The 19,580-nt window shown below is 68.5% G+C and carries 19 protein-coding genes and 1 pseudogene; 8 read left to right on the forward strand and 12 right to left on the reverse strand.

Translation table 11 applies throughout. The features are described 5' to 3' along the window. The first annotated feature begins 126 nt into the window (after positions 1–126). The 4 genes from F0415_RS10650 to F0415_RS10665 are packed head-to-tail and all read left to right on the forward strand — an operon-like array spanning position 127 to position 3,816. A complete protein-coding gene (locus tag F0415_RS10650) occupies positions 127–1,878 on the forward strand; it encodes a glutamine--tRNA ligase/YqeY domain fusion protein (RefSeq protein ID WP_149861203.1) in 1,752 nt (583 codons plus the stop codon). Between the two features lies 1 nt (position 1,879). Continuing rightward, entirely contained in the window at positions 1,880–2,437 is a 558-nt protein-coding gene (locus F0415_RS10655; RefSeq protein WP_149861204.1) for a nucleoside deaminase, read from the forward strand. Continuing rightward, positions 2,388–3,473, forward strand: a complete 1,086-nt coding sequence (gene rlmM, locus F0415_RS10660) for a 23S rRNA (cytidine(2498)-2'-O)-methyltransferase RlmM (protein WP_149861205.1) — start codon at positions 2,388–2,390, stop codon at positions 3,471–3,473. Before F0415_RS10655 ends, rlmM begins: the two co-directional genes overlap by 50 nt. Beyond that, positions 3,463–3,816, forward strand: coding sequence for an EF-hand domain-containing protein (locus F0415_RS10665; RefSeq protein ID WP_149861206.1), 354 nt, complete (start codon positions 3,463–3,465; stop codon positions 3,814–3,816). Before rlmM ends, F0415_RS10665 begins: the two co-directional genes overlap by 11 nt. A 242-nt stretch (positions 3,817–4,058) precedes the next feature. Here the strand turns inward: F0415_RS10665 and secF are convergent, their stop codons facing one another. The 9 genes from secF to F0415_RS10710 all read right to left on the reverse strand — a co-directional run bounded on the left by secF (position 4,059) and on the right by F0415_RS10710 (position 13,125). Further along, positions 4,059–4,994, reverse strand: coding sequence for a protein translocase subunit SecF (gene secF / locus F0415_RS10670; RefSeq protein WP_149861222.1), 936 nt, complete (start codon positions 4,992–4,994; stop codon positions 4,059–4,061). Between the two features lie 48 nt (positions 4,995–5,042). Beyond that, the gene (gene secD, locus F0415_RS10675; protein WP_149861207.1) at positions 5,043–6,920 is read right to left on the reverse strand and encodes a protein translocase subunit SecD; all 1,878 of its coding nucleotides are present in this window, start codon (positions 6,918–6,920) and stop codon (positions 5,043–5,045) included. 56 nt (positions 6,921–6,976) lie between these two features. Further along, on the reverse strand, positions 6,977–7,318 hold the full coding sequence (gene yajC, locus F0415_RS10680; protein ID WP_188310368.1) for a preprotein translocase subunit YajC: 342 nt from the start codon (positions 7,316–7,318) through the stop codon (positions 6,977–6,979). A gap of 130 nt (positions 7,319–7,448) precedes the next feature. After that, positions 7,449–8,567 carry a tRNA guanosine(34) transglycosylase Tgt gene (gene tgt / locus F0415_RS10685; protein WP_149861208.1) on the reverse strand — a complete coding sequence of 373 codons (1,119 nt, stop codon included), beginning with the start codon at positions 8,565–8,567 and terminating at the stop codon, positions 7,449–7,451. Next, a complete protein-coding gene (gene queA / locus F0415_RS10690; protein WP_149861209.1) occupies positions 8,564–9,598 on the reverse strand; it encodes a tRNA preQ1(34) S-adenosylmethionine ribosyltransferase-isomerase QueA in 1,035 nt (344 codons plus the stop codon). The genes tgt and queA overlap by 4 nt, the downstream gene beginning before the upstream one ends. A 65-nt stretch (positions 9,599–9,663) precedes the next feature. Beyond that, positions 9,664–10,266 (reverse strand): response regulator transcription factor, encoded by a 603-nt coding sequence (locus tag F0415_RS10695; RefSeq protein ID WP_149861210.1) that lies wholly within the window; start codon positions 10,264–10,266, stop codon positions 9,664–9,666. Then, on the reverse strand, positions 10,263–11,396 hold the full coding sequence (locus F0415_RS10700) for a sensor histidine kinase (protein ID WP_149861211.1): 1,134 nt from the start codon (positions 11,394–11,396) through the stop codon (positions 10,263–10,265). Before F0415_RS10700 ends, F0415_RS10695 begins: the two co-directional genes overlap by 4 nt. Before the next feature lie 26 nt (positions 11,397–11,422). Next, positions 11,423–12,199 carry an ABC transporter permease gene (locus tag F0415_RS10705; protein ID WP_149861212.1) on the reverse strand — a complete coding sequence of 259 codons (777 nt, stop codon included), beginning with the start codon at positions 12,197–12,199 and terminating at the stop codon, positions 11,423–11,425. Further along, a complete protein-coding gene (locus tag F0415_RS10710; protein WP_149861213.1) occupies positions 12,196–13,125 on the reverse strand; it encodes an ABC transporter ATP-binding protein in 930 nt (309 codons plus the stop codon). The genes F0415_RS10705 and F0415_RS10710 overlap by 4 nt, the downstream gene beginning before the upstream one ends. A gap of 252 nt (positions 13,126–13,377) precedes the next feature. On the opposite strand from F0415_RS10710, the gene F0415_RS10715 reads away from it, so the two are divergent. Further along, positions 13,378–14,877 carry an aminotransferase class III-fold pyridoxal phosphate-dependent enzyme gene (locus tag F0415_RS10715; RefSeq protein ID WP_149861214.1) on the forward strand — a complete coding sequence of 500 codons (1,500 nt, stop codon included), beginning with the start codon at positions 13,378–13,380 and terminating at the stop codon, positions 14,875–14,877. A 102-nt stretch (positions 14,878–14,979) separates the two neighbouring features. Further along, positions 14,980–15,564: an RNA 2',3'-cyclic phosphodiesterase gene (thpR, locus tag F0415_RS10720; RefSeq protein ID WP_149861215.1), complete on the forward strand. Its 585-nt coding sequence runs from the start codon at positions 14,980–14,982 to the stop codon at positions 15,562–15,564. Between the two features lie 129 nt (positions 15,565–15,693). On the opposite strand, the pseudogene F0415_RS10725 reads toward thpR, so the two are convergent. Beyond that, a pseudogene (locus F0415_RS10725) lies at positions 15,694–16,185 on the reverse strand (phage integrase N-terminal SAM-like domain-containing protein); the annotation flags it as partial. A 183-nt stretch (positions 16,186–16,368) separates the two neighbouring features. Between F0415_RS10725 and F0415_RS10730 the strand changes: the two are divergent. Next, positions 16,369–16,761: a hypothetical protein gene (locus tag F0415_RS10730; protein ID WP_149861217.1), complete on the forward strand. Its 393-nt coding sequence runs from the start codon at positions 16,369–16,371 to the stop codon at positions 16,759–16,761. Positions 16,762–16,894: 133 nt separating this feature from the next. Beyond that, complete coding sequence (locus F0415_RS10735; RefSeq protein WP_149861218.1) at positions 16,895–17,890, forward strand: TIGR02391 family protein; 996 nt, start codon at positions 16,895–16,897, stop codon at positions 17,888–17,890. Positions 17,891–18,144: 254 nt separating this feature from the next. Here F0415_RS10735 and F0415_RS10740 read toward each other — a convergent pair whose 3' ends face one another. Together F0415_RS10740 and F0415_RS10745 are read right to left on the reverse strand one after the other, a co-directional pair. After that, positions 18,145–19,206, reverse strand: coding sequence for an IS110 family RNA-guided transposase (locus F0415_RS10740; RefSeq protein ID WP_149861219.1), 1,062 nt, complete (start codon positions 19,204–19,206; stop codon positions 18,145–18,147). A 261-nt stretch (positions 19,207–19,467) separates the two neighbouring features. Further along, positions 19,468–19,580 (reverse strand): integrase core domain-containing protein (locus F0415_RS10745; RefSeq protein ID WP_149861220.1); only part of this gene is annotated, 113 nt, incomplete at its 5' end.

Below are 19,580 nucleotides of genomic sequence, written 5' to 3' on the forward strand. Positions count from 1 at the left end.
TCTCCCCATTGCCTGCATTGCCCCCTGCCGGCCGGATTCTAACCCTCAATGCCGACCGGGTTTCACTCCGGCCGGCGCGGGCCCGAGCCGGTAAACTGTGGCCCTTTCCGAACCATGGTCCGAGTGATGAACGCCCTGCCCGCCCCCGCCGCGCCCGGCACGCCCGGGAAGCACGATTTCATCCGCCAGATCGTCCGCGAGGACCTGGCCAGCGGCAAGCATTCGGCCGTCCGCACCCGGTTCCCGCCAGAACCCAACGGCTACCTGCACATCGGCCACGCCAAGGCGATCTGCCTGGACTTCGGCATCGCCCAGGAATTCGGCGGCCGCTGCAACCTGCGTTTCGACGACACCAACCCGGCCAAGGAAGATCCGGAATTCGTCCGCGCCATCCAGGAGGACGTGCGCTGGCTGGGGTTCGAGTGGGCCAGCCTGCGTCACGCATCGGACTACTTCGAGGTCTACTATCTGGCGGCCGAGAAACTCATCCGCGACGGCAAGGCCTACGTCTGCGACCTCAGCGCCGAGCAGGTACGCGAATACCGCGGCACCCTGACCGAACCCGGACGCGATTCGCCGTTCCGGGGCCGCAGCGTAGAGGAGAACCTGGACCTGTTCCGGCGCATGCGCGCCGGCGAATTCCCGGACGGCGCCCGCACCCTGCGCGCGAGGATCGACATGGCCAGCGGCAACATCAACATGCGCGACCCGGCCCTGTACCGGATCAAGCACATGCCGCACCCGATCGCCGGCGCCGGCTGGTGCATTTATCCGATGTACGACTTCGCCCACGCCCTGGGCGATGCCATCGAGGGCATCACCCATTCGCTGTGCACGCTGGAGTTCGAGGATCACCGGCCGCTGTACGACTGGTGCGTGGACAACGTCGGCTTGCACGAGCACCCGGAGCTGCTGCAGCCACTGCTTGACAAGGGCTATCCGCTGGAGGCGGCCAAGCCGCGCCAGATCGAGTTCTCGCGCCTGAACATCAACTACACGGTGATGAGCAAGCGCAAGCTGACCGCCCTGGTCGCCGACGGCCTGGTGGACGGCTGGGACGACCCGCGCATGTACACCCTGCAGGGCCTGCGCCGGCGCGGCTACACGCCGGCCGCGCTGCGCCTGTTCGTAGACCGGATAGGCATCAGCAAGCAGAACTCGGTGATCGACTTCTCCATCCTCGAGGCGGCACTGCGCGACGACCTGGACGCACATGCCGAGCGCCGCCTCGCGGTCGTGGACCCGCTCAAGCTGGTGATCACCAACCTGCCCGAGGGCCACGAGGAACGCCTGCGTTTCGGCAACCACCCCAAGGACGAGACCCTGGGCGAACGCGAGGTACCGTTCTCGCGCGAGCTGTGGATCGAGCGCGAGGACTTCGCCGAGACGCCGCCCAAGGGCTTCAAGCGGCTGGTGCCGGGTGGCGAGGTGCGTCTGCGCGGTGCCGGCATCGTCCGTTGCGACGAGGTGGTGAAGGACGCCGACGGCAAGGTGATCGAGCTGCGTGCCTGGCTGGATCCGGACTCCCGCCCCGGCATGGAAGGCGCCAGCCGCAAGGTCAAGGGCACCATCCATTGGGTCAGCGCGGCGCAGGCGGTGGCAGCGGAGTTCCGGCTGTACGACCGCCTGTTTTCGGTCGAGGACCCGGACGACGAAAGCGGGGGCAAGACCTACCGCGATTACCTCAACCCCGATTCGCGGCGGGTCGTGCGCGGCTGGCTCGAACCCGCCGCGGCCGCGGCCGCGCCGGAGACCCGCTTCCAGTTCGAGCGCCTGGGCTACTTCGTCGCCGATCGCCGCGACCACCGCCCGCAGACGCCGGTGTTCAACCGCGCCGTGACCTTGCGCGACACCTGGGCCGGCAAGCAGGGCGGCTGAAATGCTGTACGCCCAGCTCCACCTCACCCTGCCGGCCTGGGTCCACGAGGAAGTGGACAGCCAGCGGCTCTATCCCGACGACGACAGCCGGATCGCCCTGGCCATCCAGCTCTCGCGGCGGAACGTGGACCACCGCAGTGGCGGTCCGTTCGGCGCGGCGGTGTTCACTGGCGAGGGCCGGCTGATCGGGGTCGGCGTGAACCGGGTGGTGCCGCACAACTGCTCGGCCGCACATGCCGAGGTGATGGCGCTGGCGACCAGCCAGCAGCGCATGCAGCGCTACCGCCTGAACGAAGACGGCGACCGCATCGTCCTGGCGAGTTCCGCCCAGCCCTGCAGCATGTGCTACGGCGCCCTGGTCTGGGCCGGCGTGGACGAGCTGCTGATCGGCGCCCGCGCCGAGGACGTGCAGGAACTGGCCGGTTTCGACGAAGGTCCGCTGCCGGCCGACTGGATTGGCGAGTTGGGCAGGCGCGGCATCCAGGTACGGCGTGACCTCATGCGTGACCATGCCCGCGACGTGCTGCGCGACTACGGCGAGGACGGCATTGTCTACTGAGGGCCTGCTGGCCTACTGCCGGGCCGGCTTCGAACCCGAGCTGGCGGCGGAGCTGGGCGAACGGGCGGCGGCGGCCGGCCTCCATGCCTATGTCCGCGCCGAGCGCGATCGCGGCTTCGTGCAGCTCCTCGGCGTCGAGGACGGAGCCACGCTGTCACGTGCCCTGCCCTGGCGTCTGCTGGTGTTCGCCAGACAGAAGCTGCGCCTGTTGGCCGACCTGCCCGATCTGGACCCCGCGGACCGCATCACGCCGGTGCTGGAGGCGCTGTCGGGGCGCGGCCGTTTCGGCGAGCTCTGGGTCGAACATCCCGATTCCGAAGCCGGCAAGCCGCTGGCCGGCCTGGCCCGGGCCTTCGGCAACGCCCTGCGCCCGGCCCTGCGCCGGCGCGGCTACCTCACCGCCGAACCCGACCCGCGCCTGCCGCGCCTGCACGTGCTGCTGGTCGCCGGCGAGCATCTGCTGCTGGGCCTGGCCGACCCCGACGATGCCGCGCCCTGGCCGCTGGGGATACCGCGCCTGCGCGCACACCCGGAAGCACCCAGCCGCTCGGCGCTCAAGCTGGAGGAAGCCCTGCTTTGCCTGCTCTCTCCGACCGAGCGGGAGGCCTGGCTCAGGCCGGGCATGCTCGCCGCCGACCTGGGCGCGGCACCGGGCGGCTGGAGCTGGGTGCTGGCGCGCCGGCACGTGCGCGTGTTCGCCATCGACAACGGGGCAATGGCGGAGACGGCGCTGGCCACCGGCATCATCGAGCACCTGCGCGCCGACGGCTTTCGCTGGCAACCGCCCAAGCCGCTGGACTGGATGGTCTGCGACATGGTCGAGTCGCCGCGCAAAGTCGCGGCGCGCATGGCTACCTGGTTCCGCGAGGGCTGGTGCCGGCGAGCCATCTTCAACCTCAAGCTGCCGATGAAGAAGCGCTGGATCGAGACCCGCGACTGCCTGGCGCTGTTCGCCGACGCGGCCGGCCGGCCGCTCGATGTCCGCGCACGCCAGCTCTACCACGACCGCGAGGAAATCACCGTCTATGCTGGCTGAGCATGTCCGGCCGTGGTGCCGCCGCGCGGCGCTCGCGCTGGCCCTGTACCTGCCCGCCGCCGCGCTGGCCGGCACCAGCGACGACTACTTCTCGCGGGTGGACCTGGACGGGGACGGACGGGTGTCGCTGCAGGAGTTCCTGGAACGGATGAGTTTCGCGTTCCGGCAGATGGACGTGAACGGCGACGGCATCCTGGCTCCGCACGAGCAGCACATCCCGGACGCGCCCACGATCACGATCGAGCAGCACCGCGAGCGCTTCAGCGCCCAGTTCCACCGCCAGGACGCCGATGGCGACGGCTATCTCAGCCGCGCCGAACTCCTTTCTCCGCCACGGCGCTGAACGCGGTTTTCGACGCGGATGGACGCGATCGTTCCTGGTTCTCGGGCTGCTGAATCGGCTCACCGGAGCTTCGCCGGCGCCTCGGCCGCGGCGCAGACAACACACCGCGAACCGGCAGGCACCGGCGAAGCCCTGGTCAGCCGAGTCGGCAGCCCGCGAAGCAAAAAGGATCCGCGTGAACCCGCGTCAATGAAGAACGGGGCCGCCGAAGCGACCCCGTCCGGAGGCGATGCGGCGGGAGATCAGGGCCGACGGGCCAGCTCCGCCTCGACGTCCGTCTTCGCCTTTGGCATCAGGTCCTTCTTGGTGACGCCCAGCAGCAGCAGGATCGGGCAGGCCACCAGGATCGAAGACAAGGTGCCGATCACGATGCCGATCATCTGCGACTCGGCCATGCCCTTGAGCGAAGCACCGCCGTAGATGTACAGGGCGAGCACGGTCAGGAAGGCCACGAACGACGTGATCACCGTGCGCGACAGTGTCTGGTTGACCGACCGGTTCAGCACCTCCTTCGGCTCGATCTTGCTGAGCAGACGGAAGTTCTCGCGCACGCGGTCGAATACCACGATCTTGTCGTTGATCGAAAACCCCATCACCGACAGGATGCCGGCCAGCACCGTCAAGTCGAACTCGTGCTGGTTGAAAGCGAACCAGCCGCAGACCAGCAGGATGTCGCCGAAGGTCGCCGTCACCGCCGCCACCGCGAACTTGTACTCGAAGCGGGCGGCAATGTAGGCCAGAAAGCCCAGCAGCACGAACACGGCCGCGTAGACGCCGTTCATGGCCAACTCGTCGCCGATCTGCGGGCCAACGAAATCGCTGCGAATCACCCGGCCCGGATTGTCCGGCGTCTGCGCCGCCTGCAGGATCGCGGTGCCGGTCTGCTCGATGGACGGGGCTTCCTGGCGACCATCATCCTGCGCATCTTCCTCGCGCGGCTGCAGCCGGATCACGATGTCGGCCCCGGAGCCGAAAGTTTGCACCACCGGACTTTCGTAACCGGCGTCGAGCAACCGCTTGCGCACGCCCTCGACGTCCACCGGACGGGCGAATTCGATTTCGACCACTGTGCCGCCGGTGAAGTCCAACGCGTAGTTGAAGCCGCGCAGCCAGAGCGCCGCGATGGCCGCCAGGCACAGCGCCACGAACACGGCGATGGCGCCGTGCCGGATGCCCATGAAATTGATCTTGCTGTTGGAAGGGAAAAGTTCCACGAGGCCTCCGGATCAGATCGAGACCTTGGCCAGCTTTTTGCGCCGGCCGTAGATCAGGGTGGCGATGCCGCGCGACACCGACACCGCGGTGTACATCGAGGTGATGATGCCCAGGATGAGGGTGATGCCGAAGCCGCGGATGGGGCCAGAGCCGAACACCGCCATCGCGACGCCGGCCAACAACGCTGTCGTGTTGGCGTCGGTGATCGTGCCCGAGGCCTTGTCGTAGCCGTTGGCGATGGATGCCAGCGGGGTGTTGCCGTTGCGCAGCTCCTCGCGGATGCGCTCGTTGATCAGCACGTTGGCGTCCACCGACATGCCCACCGTCAGGGCGATGCCGGCCAGGCCGGGAAGGGTCAGGGTGGCGCCGATTACCGACATCAGCGCCACCACCATCAGCAGGTTCAGCAGCAGGGCCAGGTTGGTGACGATGCCGAAGGTCTTGTAGTAGACCAGGAAGAAGGCCAGCACGAACATGAACGACCAGAACACCGCCTGGGTACCGGCGGCGATGTTGGCCGCGCCCAGGCTGGGACCGATGATGCGTTCCTCGATGATCACCATCGGCGCCGCCAGCGAACCGGCGCGCAACAACCGGGCCAGCGTCGCCGCCTCTTCCATGCTGTCGAGGCCGGTGGTCTGGAAGTTGCGGCCGAACACGCCCTGGATGGTGGCGGCGTTGATCACCTCCTCCACCACGCGCGAGCTGCGCACTTCCTGGCCATCCACGATGCGTACTTCCGGGATGGTCTCGATGTAGACCGTGCCCATGCGCTTGCCGACGTTCTCGCGGGTGAAGGCCAGCATTCGCTCGCCGCCGGCGCGGTTGAGCTCGATACTGACCGACGGCGTGCCGCTCTGCGGGTCGGGCTGCGATGCGGCGGTGACCAGCTGGTCGCCGGAGGCGATCACCCGGCGCGACAGCAGGATCGGCTGGCGCGGGCCGCCGGGCACCTGCGGACGCATGTAGTAGAGGCGGGCGCCGGGCGGCACCACGCCGGTGCGGGCGGCCTCGGCCCAGTCGGATTCGTTGCCCACCACCGCGCGGTACTCGAGGGTGGCAGTGGCGCCGATCATCTTGCGCGCCTCGGCGGTATCCTGGACGCCGGGCAGCTGCACGACGATGCGGCTGGCGCCCTGACGCTGGATCACCTGCTCGCCCACGCCCAGGCTGTTGATGCGGTTGTCCAGGGTCGAGCGGTTCTGGTCGATCGCCTGATCCATGATCTGCTTGATCAGGGTCGGGCTCATCCTGGCCAGCAGGCGCTCCGGCCTGGCTTCGTCCGGCACCAGGTCAAGTTCCGGCGCCTCGCGCGCCAGAGCGGTGCGGAAGCGCTCCATGTCGGCGGCGTCCTTGAGCAGCACCTGGATGCCCTCGGCAGTGCGCGAAACGCCGGTGTAGGGAATGCCTCCCTCGCGCAGCACTGTGGTGATCTCGTCGGCGAAGGCGTTGGCACGCTTGTCTATCGCCGCCTGCTGGTCCACTTCCAGCAGGAACTGCACGCCGCCGCGCAGGTCCAGGCCCATCGCCATCTGCCTGGCACCGAACCAGCCAAGCCACTCCGGCACGGTCGAAGCCAGGTTGAGGGCGACGTTGTACTCGCTGCCGAGCTCGGGGCGAAGCAGGTCCGCCACCCGGGTCTGCTGGTCCACGTCGGTGGCGCGGACGATCAGGTCGCCGTCCTCGATCGCCACCGACTTGGGCGTCAATCCGGCCTCGTCGAGCGCGGTGCGCACCCTCAGCACCAGGTTGTCGTCCACCACGCCGCCGCGATTGGCGACCACCTGCACGGCCGGATCCTGCGGGTAGAGGTTGGGGGATGCGTAGAGCACCGACAGCAGGATGATCACTGCGGCCAGCACGTACTTCCAGGTGGAATACTGAAGCATGGGCGACAACCGTTGACGGCCCGCGCCGGGCCGGAGTGGCTACGGGTGGGGACGGCTCAGGCCGACTTCAACGTGCCCTTGGGCAGCACGGCGGTGATGGCCTGGCGCTGGACCTTGATGGATACGTTCTGGGCGATCTCGACGGTGACGAGGGACTCGCCCAGCTCGGTGATGCGGCCGGCGATGCCGCCGCTAGTCATCACTTCGTCGCCCTTCTCCAGCCTGGCCAGCAGTTCCCGGTGTTCCTTGGCGCGCTTCATCTGCGGCCGGATCAGGAAGAACCAGAAGAACACGAACATCAGGCCGATCATGATCAGGCCGCTGTACGGGCTCGGCTGGGCGGGAGCGCCGGCGGCCTGGGCGGCGGCCGGGGAAACCAGGAAATCGAGCAGGTTCATGGGCTTGCGTATCCGTCAGAAAAAGGCAGCGGGGGAGTATGCCATAGCCGGCCGGGCGGCCGCCGGTCGGAAGGGGCCGTCCGCCAGGCCGCCCCGCCCGCCGGGAATCGCAATACCGGCCGGGACACCGTCAGTCCGTCCCAGCCGCGTACCCGGCATGGAAGGCCTCGCGGAAAGCCGCGAACCGGCCCTGCTCGATAGCCGCCCGGATCTCCCGCATCAGCCGCAGGTAGAAATGCAGGTTGTGGATGGTGGCCAGCATCGGCCCCAGGATTTCGTTGCAGCGGTCCAGGTGACGCAGGTAGGCGCGGGAATAGCCGGAGCGGCAGGTATGGCACTCGCAGCCTTCCTCGATCGGCCGCAGGTCCCGCTCGTACCTGGCGTTGCGGATGCGGACCTGGCCGCCGCGGACGAAGTAATGGCCGTTGCGCGCGTTGCGGGTCGGCATCACGCAGTCGAACATGTCCACGCCGCGCGCCACCGCCTCGACGATGTCCTGGGGTTTACCCACGCCCATCAGGTAACGCGGCTTGTCGGCCGGCAACTGCGGACACAGGGCCGAGAGGGTGGCTTCGCGCTCCTCGGCCGGCTCGCCCACCGCCAGGCCGCCGACCGCGTAGCCGTCGAAGCCGATGTCCACCAGACCGGCCGCCGAGCGCGCCCGCAACGCCGGCCAGGTGCCGCCCTGGACGATGCCGAACAGCGCCGCGTCGTTGCCCTCGTGGGCACGCTTGCTGCGTTCGGCCCAGCGCAGGCTCAGCTCCATGGACTTGCGCGCGACCGGCTCGGCGGCCGGGTACGGCGTGCATTCGTCGAACACCATCACGACGTCCGAATCCAGCACCCGCTGCACCTGCATGCTGACCTCGGGCGAAAGGAACACCCGGCTGCCGTCGGTGGGGGCGGCGAAGGTCACGCCTTCCTCGCTGATCTTGCGCCGCTGCGCCAGCGACCAGACCTGGAAGCCGCCGGAATCGGTCAGGATCGGTCCGTTCCAGCGGCTGAAGCCGTGCAAGCCGCCGTGCGCGGCGATCACCTCGGTACCCGGGCGCAGCCACAGGTGAAAGGTGTTGCCCAGAACGATTTCCGCGCCGATCTCGCGCAGGGTCTCCGGCAACATCGCCTTGACCGTGCCATAGGTGCCCACCGGCATGAAGGCCGGCGTCTCCACCGTACCGCGGGGGAACCGCAGCCGGCCGCGCCGGGCCTCGCCATCGCGGCCCAGCAGCTCGAAAGCCATGCGGCTCACGGGTCTTCCCCCGGGAACAGCAGCATGGCGTCGCCGTAGCTGAAGAAGCGGTAACGCTCGCGCACGGCATGCCGGTAGGCGGCGAGGATGCGTTCGCGCCCGGCGAAAGCCGATACCAGCATCAGCAGGGTGCTTTCCGGCAGGTGGAAGTTGGTCAGCAGGGCGTCGATGGTGCGAATGCGGTGGCCGGGGAAGATGAAGATGCTGGTATCGCCGGCGAAAGGCTTGAGCTCGCCGTCGGCGGCCGCGGTTTCCAGCGCCCTGACCACGGTGGTGCCGACCGCGATCACCCGGCCGCCGGAGGCGCGCGTGCGCGCCACCTGGGCGCACAGCTCGGCGCCGACGTTCAGCCACTCGCTGTGCATGCGGTGCTCGTGCACCGACTCGACCCGCATCGGCTGAAAGGTGCCGGCGCCCACGTGCAGGGTGACGTGACCGAAACGCACGCCGCGCGCCTCCAGGGCCGCCAGCAGGGCCTGGTCGAAATGCAGGCCGGCGGTGGGCGCGGCCACCGCGCCGGCGTGGCGGGCGAACACGGTCTGGTAACGCTCGGCGTCGGCGGCACCGGGAGTGCGCCGGATGTACGGCGGCAAGGGCAGCTGACCGGCCCGCTGCAACACCGCCTCCGGCGGCTCCGTCCCCAGAAAGCGCAAGCGGTGGAACTCGCCCTCCCGACCCAGCACCTCGATGGCGGTGCCCTCGTCCAGGGTGATCCGGCCGCCTGCCCTGGGGGTCTTGCTGGCACCGACCTGGGCCAGCACCTCCTGCCCGCCCAACAAGCGCTCGATCAGGATCTCTACCCGGCCGCCGCTGTCCTTCTGCCCGTGCAGGCGGGCGGGTATCACCCGGGTATCGTTGAACACCAGCAGGTCGCCGGCGCGCAGTAGCTGCGGCAGGTCGCGCACGTGCCGGTCCTGGTAGGGCGGCGCGTCCGAGGGCATCACCAGCAGGCGGCTGGCCGAACGTTCGGCCAGGGGTTCCTGGGCGATCAGCTCGGGCGGCAGCTCGTAATGGAAGTCGGACTTCTTCATGGCGCACAAGCGAGTTCGGGGCCGGCATTATCCCGGAACCCGCCCGCCGGCGCTTGCCGCCGGCCTCAGAGCCAGCCCTTGGCCCGCGCCAACCGGTAGGCCTCGATCCGGTTGGCCGCGCCCAGTTTGCCGATCGCCTCGGACAGGTAATTGCGCACCGTGCCCTGCGAAAGATGCAGGCGCTCGGCGATCTCGGCGCTGCGTGCGCCCTCGCCGGCCAGGCGCAGCACCTGGCGTTCGCGCTCGGTAAGCGGATCCTGTTCCCCCCAGGCGGCCAAGGCCAGTTGCGGATCGATGGCGCGGCCGCCGGCCTGCACCTGGCGCAGGGCGGCCGCCAGCTGTTCCGAGGGCGCATCCTTGAGCAGGTAGCCACGCACGCCGGCATCCAGGGCCCGCCGCAGGTAGCCGGCGCGGGCGAAGGTGGTCAGGATCACCACCCGCGTGGACAGGTCTGCTTCCCGCAGTTTCAGGGCCAGGTCCAGGCCGGTCAGGCCCGGCATCTCGATGTCGGTCAGCAGGATGTCGGGACGGTGCCGGCGTACCTCGGCCCAGGCGGCATGGCCGTCACCCGCTTCGGCCACTACGTCCAGATCGGTCTCCAGGCGCAGTAGCGCGGCCAGCGCGCCGCGCACCATGGCCTGGTCTTCGGCCAACACCAGCCGGATCACGTCCGCCCCCTTGCCGGCCCCCGCGCCGGCAGGCTCAGCACCAGGCGCGTGCCCTCGCCGGGCGGGCTGTCGATGTCCAGACACCCGCCGACCGCCGCCAGCCTTTCACGCATGCCGGTCAGGCCGTTGCCGGCAAGGTCCACGCCACCGCGGCCATCGTCGCTGATGACCAGGGCCACGCCATCCCCACCGGCCTTGAGTTCGACCTCCACCCGGCCGGCTTCGGCATGACGCAGCACATTGGTCACCGCCTCGCGCAGGCCCAGTGCCAGGGCCGATTCCGCTTCCGGCGACAGATTCACCGGTGCCAGCTTCTGGTCCATGTGCACTTCCGCGGAAAGCAGGGCCAGGCGGGCCGCGGCCAGCTCGGCCATCAGGCCGCTGGCGCGGATGCCGGTCACCGCCTCGCGCACCTGGGCCAAGGCCTGCCGGGCCACCGTCTCCACCTCGGCGATCTGGGCGCGGGCGGCCGGCGGATCGCGCTCGAGCAGCTTGCCGGCCAATTCGCTCTTGAGCGCCACCACCGACAGGGTATGGCCGAGCAGATCATGCAGATCACGCCCGATGCGTTCCCGCTCCGCCAGCGCAGCCAGGCGGCCGACTTCCTCCTGGGTCAGGCGCAGCTCGGCGTCGCGGCGGGCCTTGTCGCGCGCCAGCAATACGCCGCTGAGCACCAGCAGGCTGACCAGCGTCGCCATCAAGGACCAGGCGACGGCATGGCGCCAGGGCAGCACCAGGAAAAACTCCAGCACCAACAGCGCCATCAGCGACAGCGACAGGCCGACCGCCCGCCGCGGCCGAAGACTCCAACCGGCCATGGCGCAGGCGTAAACGAGGAAGGTGTTGCCGCCCGGGTTGAACGGCACCAGCGCGAAGCCGATCAAGGCCGTCGCCAGCACCAACGGCCGGCGCGTCGTAGGCTCGGGGCGGTAGAAACGGAAATGCAGCGGCAGGAACAGCAGGAATGCCAGCAGGCTGGCCAGCCACGGCTTCCAGGCCAGGCCGACGAAGGCCAGCGGCGCGAACACGAACACGCAGTAGATCAGCGTCACCCACGGACTGTCGTGGATGTCGCCGCCGGCCCGCCGCGGCGGGGCCTGCGCTTCGGCCTGGGCGAGCGCGCGTGCCATGGCCGCGACCTTAGCCGATTCCGCCCTCAACGGCGCAGCCGCCGGGCGGCCAGGCTGAGGAAGACCACCGTCCAGGCCAGCAGCACCAGCACGTGCCCGACGGCATTGGCGGTGCTGCCCTGCCCGGCCACGCCCAGGGCCAGCTGCGCCAGGTGCCAGGCCGGCCAGACCACGGCCAGTTTCTGCAGGATGGCCGGGAAGGCGAACAGCGGGATCCACAGGCCCGACAGCACCGCCATCGGCAGGTAGACCAGGTTCACTACCGCCACCGCCGCCTGGCCGCGCACCAAGGCACCAACGAACAGGCCCAGGGCAGAGAAGGGCAGCGTCCCCAGCAGCAGCGTTGCCACCAGCAGCAGCCAGCGGCCCAGGCCGAGCTTCACGTTGCCGAAGGCGAAACCCAGGGTCGAGAGCAGCAGCAGCACCGCCAGGGCGAACAGCAGGCCGGTGGCGATCTTGGCGAAGAAGTAGGCGCCAGGCGGCATCGGCGAGACCCGCTTGAGTTCCAGCCAGCCCTGCTCGCGCTCGATGGCCATGCCGACGCCGAAGCCGAACAGAGCCGGACCGATCACCCCGAACACACCGAAGGTGGCCAGCAGGTAGGTGGCCTTGTCCAGCGAGCCGTAGGAACCGGGCAGGACGATGCCGAACAGGCCGTAGAACACCGCCGGGAACAGCAGGGTCGGCACCGAGAACGCCGGTGTGCGCAGCAGCCGCAGCAATTCGTACCAGGCCTCGCTGAGGTAGACGCGGGCCAGCGATGGCGCCGGCGCGCCTGCATGGGAATGGACGATGGCGTTCATGCGATGGCCTCCTGGCGGACGCCGGCGGCGGCCGGCGCGCGGGTGAGATCGAGAAAGGCGTCTTCCAGGCTGAGCGCCTGGACCTGCAGCCCGGCCAGCGAGGGATCGGCCGCCAGCCAGCGCCGCAGCAGTTGCTCTGGCTGGGCGGTGCGTACCTGCAGCCGGCCTTCCATGCGCTGGACGGCGGCGGCCTCGGGCCAGGCGGCAATGACCTCGGGTGAGAGGTGGCTGCGGGCGGTGACGCAACTGCCCGCGGCCTGCCGTTTCAGCTGCTCCGGGCTGCCTTCGGCGCGCACGCGGCCGCCGGCCAGCAGGACGATGCGATCGGCCAGCGCGTCGGCTTCTTCCAGGTAATGCGTGGTCAGCACGATGGCCACGCCCTCGTCGCGCAGGCGGCGGATCACCTGCCAGAAATTGCGTCGGGCCTCGACGTCCAGGCCGGTGGTGGGTTCATCCACGAACATCAGCGCCGGCCGGCCGCACAGGGCCAGGGCGAACTGCACCCGCCGCTGCTCGCCGCCGGACAGGGCGCCGTAGGGGCGGCGGGCCAGCGCCGTCAGGCCAGCCAGCTCCAGGCTCTCGGCCACCGGCCGGGGGGCGCCGTAGTAGCTCGAGTGCAGGGCGACGTGCTCGTGCACGCGCAAGGCATCGGGCAGGCGCGCCTCCTGCAGCATCACGCCGATGTGCCGGCGGATTTCCGGCTGGCGCGGGTCGCCGCCGAACAGGGAAACCCGGCCGGCGTCGGCACCGACCCGGCCGGTCAGCAGGCCCAGGGCCGTGCTCTTGCCGGCGCCGTTGGGACCGAGCACGGCCAGTACCTCGCCGGGGCGGACCTCCAGGTCCACGCCGTCCAGGGCGTGCACGGCGCCGTAGCGCTTGCCGGCGCCGCGAAGTGCGGCCAGGGGGCCGGGGGCAGGCTCGTTCATGGCGTCCTCCTTTGCAGATGCGTGGCGCCAGCTTCGGCCGCCGCGGCCGCCGGCTTCAGTGCCCGCCGTCAGCGATGCGACCTGACAGGCGTCACCCCCGGCCGGGCCCGCGACCGGGCCGGAATTCAAACGACCGGGGGTTACGCCGCCCCGGCCGGGGTGATACCATCCGCGCCAAGTCATTGATTTCAAATGCAGTCCTGGACGCGAGGCTTCCTCGCGTTTTTCCTTTCGGGGCTGTCGGAGATACCCATGAACCTGATCGAGATGCTCGCCCCCCTGCGCGCCCATGCCGGTGCCGTGCGCACCCGCGGCCTGGACGACGCCAGCCTCACCCGCCTGGCCGGCCGCTTCCCCGAGCTGACAGCTGCCGTGCAGGACGCCGTCGCGCAGTACCAGGCCATCCGCGGCGAATTCCCCGAGCTGCTGGACCTGGACGAACAGGCGCAGATCGAGCAGGTGCAGGCAGGCTTCGTGAACTTCTACGCCGGTGACACCGTCAACCCCTACGTCGCACTGGCGGCGCGCGGCCCATGGCTGGTCACGCTCAAGGGTGCCGTGCTGCACGACAACGGCGGCTACGGCATGCTCGGCCTGGGCCACAACCCGCCGGCGGTGCTGGAGGCCATGTCCCGACCGCAGGTGATGGCCAACGTGATGACGCCGAACCTGGCGCAGCTTCGCGTCACCCGCGCCCTGCGCGCTGAGATCGGCCACACCCGTGGCGGCTGCCCCTACGAGCGCTTCCTGTGCCTGAACTCGGGCTCGGAAGCGGTGTCCCTGGCCGGCCGCATCGCCGACACCCAGGCCCGCGCCGCCACCGATGCCGGCGGCCCGCATGCCGGCCGCAAGATCAAGCGCCTGGCGGTGAAGGGGGCCTTCCATGGCCGTACCGAGCTGCCGGCCATGTATTCCGATTCCACCCGCAAGACCTACCTGCAGCACCTGGCCAGCTTCCCGCGCAACGACGCCGACCTGGTGATCATCGAGCCCTACTCGATCGAACAGCTCGAGCAGGCTTTCGCCGATGCCGAGGCCAAGGGCTGGCATTTCGAGGCCATGTTCCTGGAGCCGGTGATGGGCGAAGGCGACCCGGGCCGGGCCGTGCCGCCGGCCTTCTACGCCGCCGCCCGCGAACTGACCAAGGCGCACGGCACCCTGCTGCTGGTGGACTCGATCCAGGCCGGCCTGCGCGCCCATGGCGTGTTGTCCATCGTGGACTACCCGGGCTTCGAGGGCCTGGAGGCGCCGGACATGGAGACCTATTCCAAGGCGCTCAACGCAGGCCAGTATCCGCTCAGCGTACTGGCGGTGAACGCCCGCGCCGCGGCCATCTACCGCAAGGGCACCTATGGCAACACCATGACCACCAACCCGCGCGCCATGGACGTGGCCAGCGCGGTGCTGGGCCAGCTGACCCCGGCGCTGCGCGCCAACATCCGCGAGCGCGGCCGCGAGTTCGTCGAGAAGCTGGAGAAGCTCAAGGCCGAGCTGGGCGGGCTGATCACCAAGGTGCAGGGCACCGGCCTGCTGTTCTCCTGCGAGCTGTCGGACGAGTTCAAGTGCTACGGCACCGGCTCGACCGAGGAGTACATGCGCGAGCGCGGCATCGGCGTGATCCACGGCGGCGCCAACTCGCTGCGCTTCACCCCGCACTTCGGCATCACCAGCGAGGAGGTGGACCTGATCATCGACCAGGTGCGCCACGCCCTGCTGCACGGCCCGCGCAAGAGCAAGGCCGAGGCCGCCTGAGCGCGGCGGCCGGCTCGAACCGCTGACAAAGCGATCGCGCCAGCGGGCAGGGCAAGGCACGGAGGCCGGGGCGACCCGGCCTTCGTCGTTTCCGGAGGCGGCATGCAGAAAGGCGGCCTGTTCAGTGGAACTGGGGCAACGGTCTTGCCGCGCTGGCGGGTGTTCTTCGCGCTGTGGCCGGACGATGACACCCGCGCCCGCATCACCGTCCTGGCCGACCGGCTGTATCAATGCCTGGACGGCGGTGGCCGCCGCCTGCGCCCGCAGCGCTACCACCTGACCCTGCAGTTCCTGGGCGAGCATCCCGAGCCCTGCCAGCCCCTGCTCGACGCCGCCTGCAGGGCGGCGACGCGCATGCGGGTACCACCCTTCGAACTGGTGCTGGACCGCGCCGGCAGTTTCCGCAACCGCGCGGCCGTCTGCTGGCTGGGGTGCTCGGCCATGCCGACCGGCCTGCAGGCGCTACGGGAAGCGCTGCGCCTGGCCCTGGCACGGGAATCGCTGCGCGTGCACAAGGACCGGCGGTTCGTACCGCACCTCACTCTGGTGCGCGACGCCTCGCAGCCATGGCCGGAGACGGCGCTGGAAGAACCGCTGTGCTGGCAGGTGCGCGGGTTCAGCCTGATGCGGAGCGATATGGAGCGGCAGTTCGCCTACGGGGAAGTGGGGAAGTGGACGCTGGGCTGAGCTGCCCCGCGCCGCGGGGCATGGCGTCGTACAAGCTCACCGGACAACCAACCGCCTGGCTGGGAGAAGGCACCAGAAAGTTCCACTTGTCGGCTGTCCGCCGGCCGGGGAGGCTTACGGCTCCAGGCCCACGTCCTTGACCCGCAGGCGCGGGCACTCCATCAATCGCAGGCCGCTGCCGTATAGCAGCCCCGCCATCAACGCCTCGCGTCCGCACAGATGGCGCAGCAAAGCCGTCGTTTCCGCGCGCGACAGCACCACCGGCAAGCGCGGCGCGCGCTTGGCCCGTACCACGTTCTCCATCCACGGCTGTTCCTGCGCCAGCACCTCGCGATACAGGAACAGCAGCGCCGACAGCGCCTGGTTCTGGGTACTGGGCGCTACCCGCCCCTTGCGCGCCAGGTCGCTGAGGAAGCGTTCCACTTCCGCGCCGCCCATCTCGCGTGGATGCCGCCTGCCGTTGGCCTGGATATAGCGGCGAATCCAGTACAGATACGCCTGCTCGGTGCGCAAGCTGTAATGCTTCATCCGCAAACGGCGCCGAACTTCGTCCAACAACCGTGGCCGTTCCGGCGGGGTTCGCACGCCGGTTACGGCTGCAACGCCGCGGTCATATTGCATATGGACGTCCCCACACCGGATAACGCCCTCAATGTTTCATGCCCCCAACCCCGCACCCATCGCCACAAGCCACTGATCCGTGTAGGAAAAGCCAGATTGACGAGCCCTCAGTCCAGCCACAGAATCCGTGCTACGACCCACTTCGGGGTCTAATAGTAGTTCGGCGAGGGAGGGCTTTTGGCTGTGCAGTCGCTGACCGACGAGCATGTGCTGGCGGCCTACGCGGATGGCTCCGACCTCGACGATGTGGCCCCGGCGCTGCGGGCCGCCTTCGCCCGGTTCGCCGAGTCCGGGGCGTGGCCTTCCCTGCAGGTGTTGGCGGTCGATCAGCGGCAGCCGCCCGACCCAGCCGAGCCGGAGTTCCTGCCGCAGTGGGACTTGGGCCTCAACCTCGGCCTGGACCACCGGCCGTGGTCGGCGGACTGGTTCGCGGGCGTGGAGTCGCTGGTCGGGCTGCTGCGGCAACTCGCCGCCGAGACGGGCCGGGAATTTGTCCTGTTCCTGTGCTTTCGGTCGGAGCCGTGGCGGCAGGAGCACTTGGCGTTCGTCGGCCCCGGCCCGGTCGATCTGCCGTGACTGCGGGCGGCCATCGAGCACCTGACCGCTGGCCGCGGCTGAGCCAGCGTGCAGCACAGGCGCCGAACCATCCGCTGCAGCAGACCGGGCCGCAAAGCCGGCCCGGCTGCTGAGCGGTGTCGTTAGGGGGCATATGGAGATCGCGGAGAACCACGACGGACACGTCTACAACTGGATCATGTTTGAACGTGAAACAGTTGCCTTTGTTCTGCGGGCGATTGACTTTTACGTATCGCTGCTCGGAGACGAGTCTCGGGAGCTAGCTGAGGACCCGGACCTCGCGTGCCTGATAACCCAAGACACGCGCCGAGAACTCGGCCTTGGGCGCGACAAGGAGCGGGCCAACCGTCTCAAGCAGTGGATCCAAGAGCAGCTGGACAAGCACGACGATTCGTATCATGTAGACATATCCATGAGCCACGGAACCGTCCGCTTCATCAAGGCGGTCAGCTTGCTCTACCTCGCAAAGCTAAAGACCAAAAGAAACAAGCTGGCTAGCCGCCCGAACGTCACGGCCTCGACTCTCTCCGCACTAGACCGCGAAATATCCAGAAAGGAAGAGCTCTTCGCTTCTGCCGGGGTGTTCAAGAACGCTACGCCCGTTCCGCTACTCGCCCAGTACGGCGTAGCGCCAGAACCCGAGGTGGCGGATGCGCCTCCTCAAAATAGCGCAGAAGGCTCGCTCCTCACAGCGTCACGGCCACGCCCGGTGCTCATTGGCTCGATTGAAATTTTAGATCATGAGCTCCGAACGCGGTGCCTAGATCTGTTCAATCAGTTCCAAGAGTCAGGGCAGTCCGATCGCAACGACACAGTGGTAGCAGAGGCGTCACGCATCCTGGAGAACCGCCTACGCGCGGTCACAGGCTGTAATGATGGAAGTACGGGCAAGCAACTAGTTACCCTTGCGTTTAACGGGCAAAAGCCTAGGTTGCGGGTTAGTTCCGTGCCGTCGGAGCAGGAAGCGGTACAGCTCCTGTTTCTGGGCACCTTCGGTTTCATTCGCAACCAAGTTCAGCACAAACTCTTGGGAAGCCTTCCTGCTGAGCGCGTCCTGCAAGTCTTGGGTTGGATCGACTACCTGGTATCAGTCATAGAGCAGGCGGAGCGCGTCGCAGATGCCCCCTAACAATTCGTGTATGGACTCCCCCTGCAAACAGCGCACTGATTGATCTCGGACTTTCGGAAGCGGATCGGTTGCAGTCGTGTATTCGGCCTTGGGGTGAGCGCGGTGCGCTCGGGCCATCATGAAATCCGCGGGCGGGGGCCTATCGTTCAAGCGGCTTCGCGAGCCGGAATTGTTATCGGCCTTGCCCCACCCGGGGACCGAACCCTTCGTCATGATCGAGATCGTGGTGCACTCCTGGCAGTTTCCGTTCGCCCTCAGGCGGCTTTGGGTTTGACGCTGACGTGGGCGGGGTTGAATGCGGCACCGTGGTGGTCGATGGCCCATAGCCTCCGCGCCAGCTTGTTGGCCAGGGCCACGGCCGCCTTGTTTTGGCCTTGGCGTTGCTGCAGCTCCAACGCCCAAACCTGAAGCGGGTCGAGTGGTCTCCCGGCTCGTTGCCGCATCGCGGCGGATCGTAGGATCGCGCGCCCACCATGGATCAGCAGCGTGCGCAGGTAGCCATCGCCGCGCTTGGTGATCTTCCCCAGCCGCCGCTGCTGGCCCGAGGAATGCTCGCGTGGCACCAGGCCCAGCCACGCCGCCAGGTGTCTGCCGCTACGAAATCGCGCCAGGTCTCCTGCGCCGGCCCGCAGCGCGGTTGCCGTGAGCAGGCCCACGCCCGGCACCGTCTGGTAGCGCTGCACGGCGACATCGGCGTGCGCCTCCTCCTCCAACCGGCGCTCGATGGCGGCCATGCCTGCGCCCAGCGCCTGGATCCGCTCTATCTGCTCGGCCACGGTCGCCCGCAAGCACATGGGCAGATCGTTCTCGCCGTCCTCAAGCGCATCCCGGACGGCGGCTGGCACTTTGGCGGCCCCGACGGGAATCGCTATGCCGTATTCGCGCAGCAGCCCGCGCACGAGGTTGAGGCCGGCGGTCCGCTGGCCCTTGAGCAGCTCGCGGGCCCGATGCAGGGCCTGCAAACCCTGCTGGCGTGGCGACTTAACCGGAACGGGATCGATCTGACTGCAGCGCGCGGCCTCGAGCAGCCCAGCAGCATCGGCGCGATCGGTCTTGTTGCGCCGCACGTAGGGCCGGACGTCTCGTGCCGGCAATAGGCGAACGCCATGCCCTAGGGCCTGAAGGCGGCGGGCCCAATAGTGGGCGCTGCCGCAGGCCTCCATGACCACCTCGAGGCGGGGCCGGTTCTCCAGGCAGCGGGCGAAGGCCCGCCGGGACAGCCGTTTGCGTTCCACTATCTGACCCATGCCATTGCCGAAGGCCAGCTCGAAGACATCTTTTGCCAGGTCAATCGCGACCGTCGTAGCATCGTTCATGTGGACTCCCTCCGTGCTCCCGATGACTGAAACCCGCAAAGTTCAGTGTGGCCCACGAGGCCGTGTGGCGACGCGGGGGGGGAGTCCATTTCATCACTCAAGCGGGCCAATCAATCGCTTCGCGATTGATGTGGCCGCTTAGCTCCAGCGTTAGAACGACAAGGAGAGTTTATGGCGACGTGGGAATTGCCGATTGAGACAGATCGCTTTGTTCTTCACTTTGAGACGGAGCGGCATGACATCAGTGCGTAAGCTTCCCCGTCAAGCACACAATGCAAAAGTAGAACTTTCCTCGTATTGCTGGCGGACCTCGGCGGGCGTCATATCGCCGAGGGAATCGTGGGGTCGTTGCTCGTTGTATTCGATCATCCACC

Origin of the sequence: Arenimonas fontis, from assembly GCF_008386465.1 — a bacterium.
In the GTDB taxonomy this organism is placed as follows: domain Bacteria; phylum Pseudomonadota; class Gammaproteobacteria; order Xanthomonadales; family Xanthomonadaceae; genus Arenimonas; species Arenimonas fontis.

What these genes read in the sequence shown, in the direction of transcription:
- F0415_RS10710 (WP_149861213.1), bottom strand. Translation starts at nt 13,125, where the DNA reads ATGAACGAGCCTGCCCCCGGCCCCCTGGCCGCACTTCGCGGCGCCGGC.
- F0415_RS10715 (WP_149861214.1), top strand. Translation starts at nt 13,378, where the DNA reads ATGAACCTGATCGAGATGCTCGCCCCCCTGCGCGCCCATGCCGGTGCC.
- F0415_RS10705 (WP_149861212.1), bottom strand. Translation starts at nt 12,199, where the DNA reads ATGAACGCCATCGTCCATTCCCATGCAGGCGCGCCGGCGCCATCGCTG.
- F0415_RS10700 (WP_149861211.1), bottom strand. Translation starts at nt 11,396, where the DNA reads ATGGCACGCGCGCTCGCCCAGGCCGAAGCGCAGGCCCCGCCGCGGCGG.
- F0415_RS10740 (WP_149861219.1), bottom strand. Translation starts at nt 19,206, where the DNA reads ATGAACGATGCTACGACGGTCGCGATTGACCTGGCAAAAGATGTCTTC.
- yajC (WP_188310368.1), bottom strand. Translation starts at nt 7,318, where the DNA reads ATGAACCTGCTCGATTTCCTGGTTTCCCCGGCCGCCGCCCAGGCCGCC.
- F0415_RS10655 (WP_149861204.1), top strand. Translation starts at nt 1,880, where the DNA reads ATGCTGTACGCCCAGCTCCACCTCACCCTGCCGGCCTGGGTCCACGAG.
- F0415_RS10665 (WP_149861206.1), top strand. Translation starts at nt 3,463, where the DNA reads ATGCTGGCTGAGCATGTCCGGCCGTGGTGCCGCCGCGCGGCGCTCGCG.
- rlmM (WP_149861205.1), top strand. Translation starts at nt 2,388, where the DNA reads ATGCCCGCGACGTGCTGCGCGACTACGGCGAGGACGGCATTGTCTACT.
- secF (WP_149861222.1), bottom strand. Translation starts at nt 4,994, where the DNA reads ATGGGCATCCGGCACGGCGCCATCGCCGTGTTCGTGGCGCTGTGCCTG.
- F0415_RS10650 (WP_149861203.1), top strand. Translation starts at nt 127, where the DNA reads ATGAACGCCCTGCCCGCCCCCGCCGCGCCCGGCACGCCCGGGAAGCAC.
- F0415_RS10735 (WP_149861218.1), top strand. Translation starts at nt 16,895, where the DNA reads ATGGAGATCGCGGAGAACCACGACGGACACGTCTACAACTGGATCATG.
- secD (WP_149861207.1), bottom strand. Translation starts at nt 6,920, where the DNA reads ATGCTTCAGTATTCCACCTGGAAGTACGTGCTGGCCGCAGTGATCATC.
- thpR (WP_149861215.1), top strand. Translation starts at nt 14,980, where the DNA reads ATGCAGAAAGGCGGCCTGTTCAGTGGAACTGGGGCAACGGTCTTGCCG.
- queA (WP_149861209.1), bottom strand. Translation starts at nt 9,598, where the DNA reads ATGAAGAAGTCCGACTTCCATTACGAGCTGCCGCCCGAGCTGATCGCC.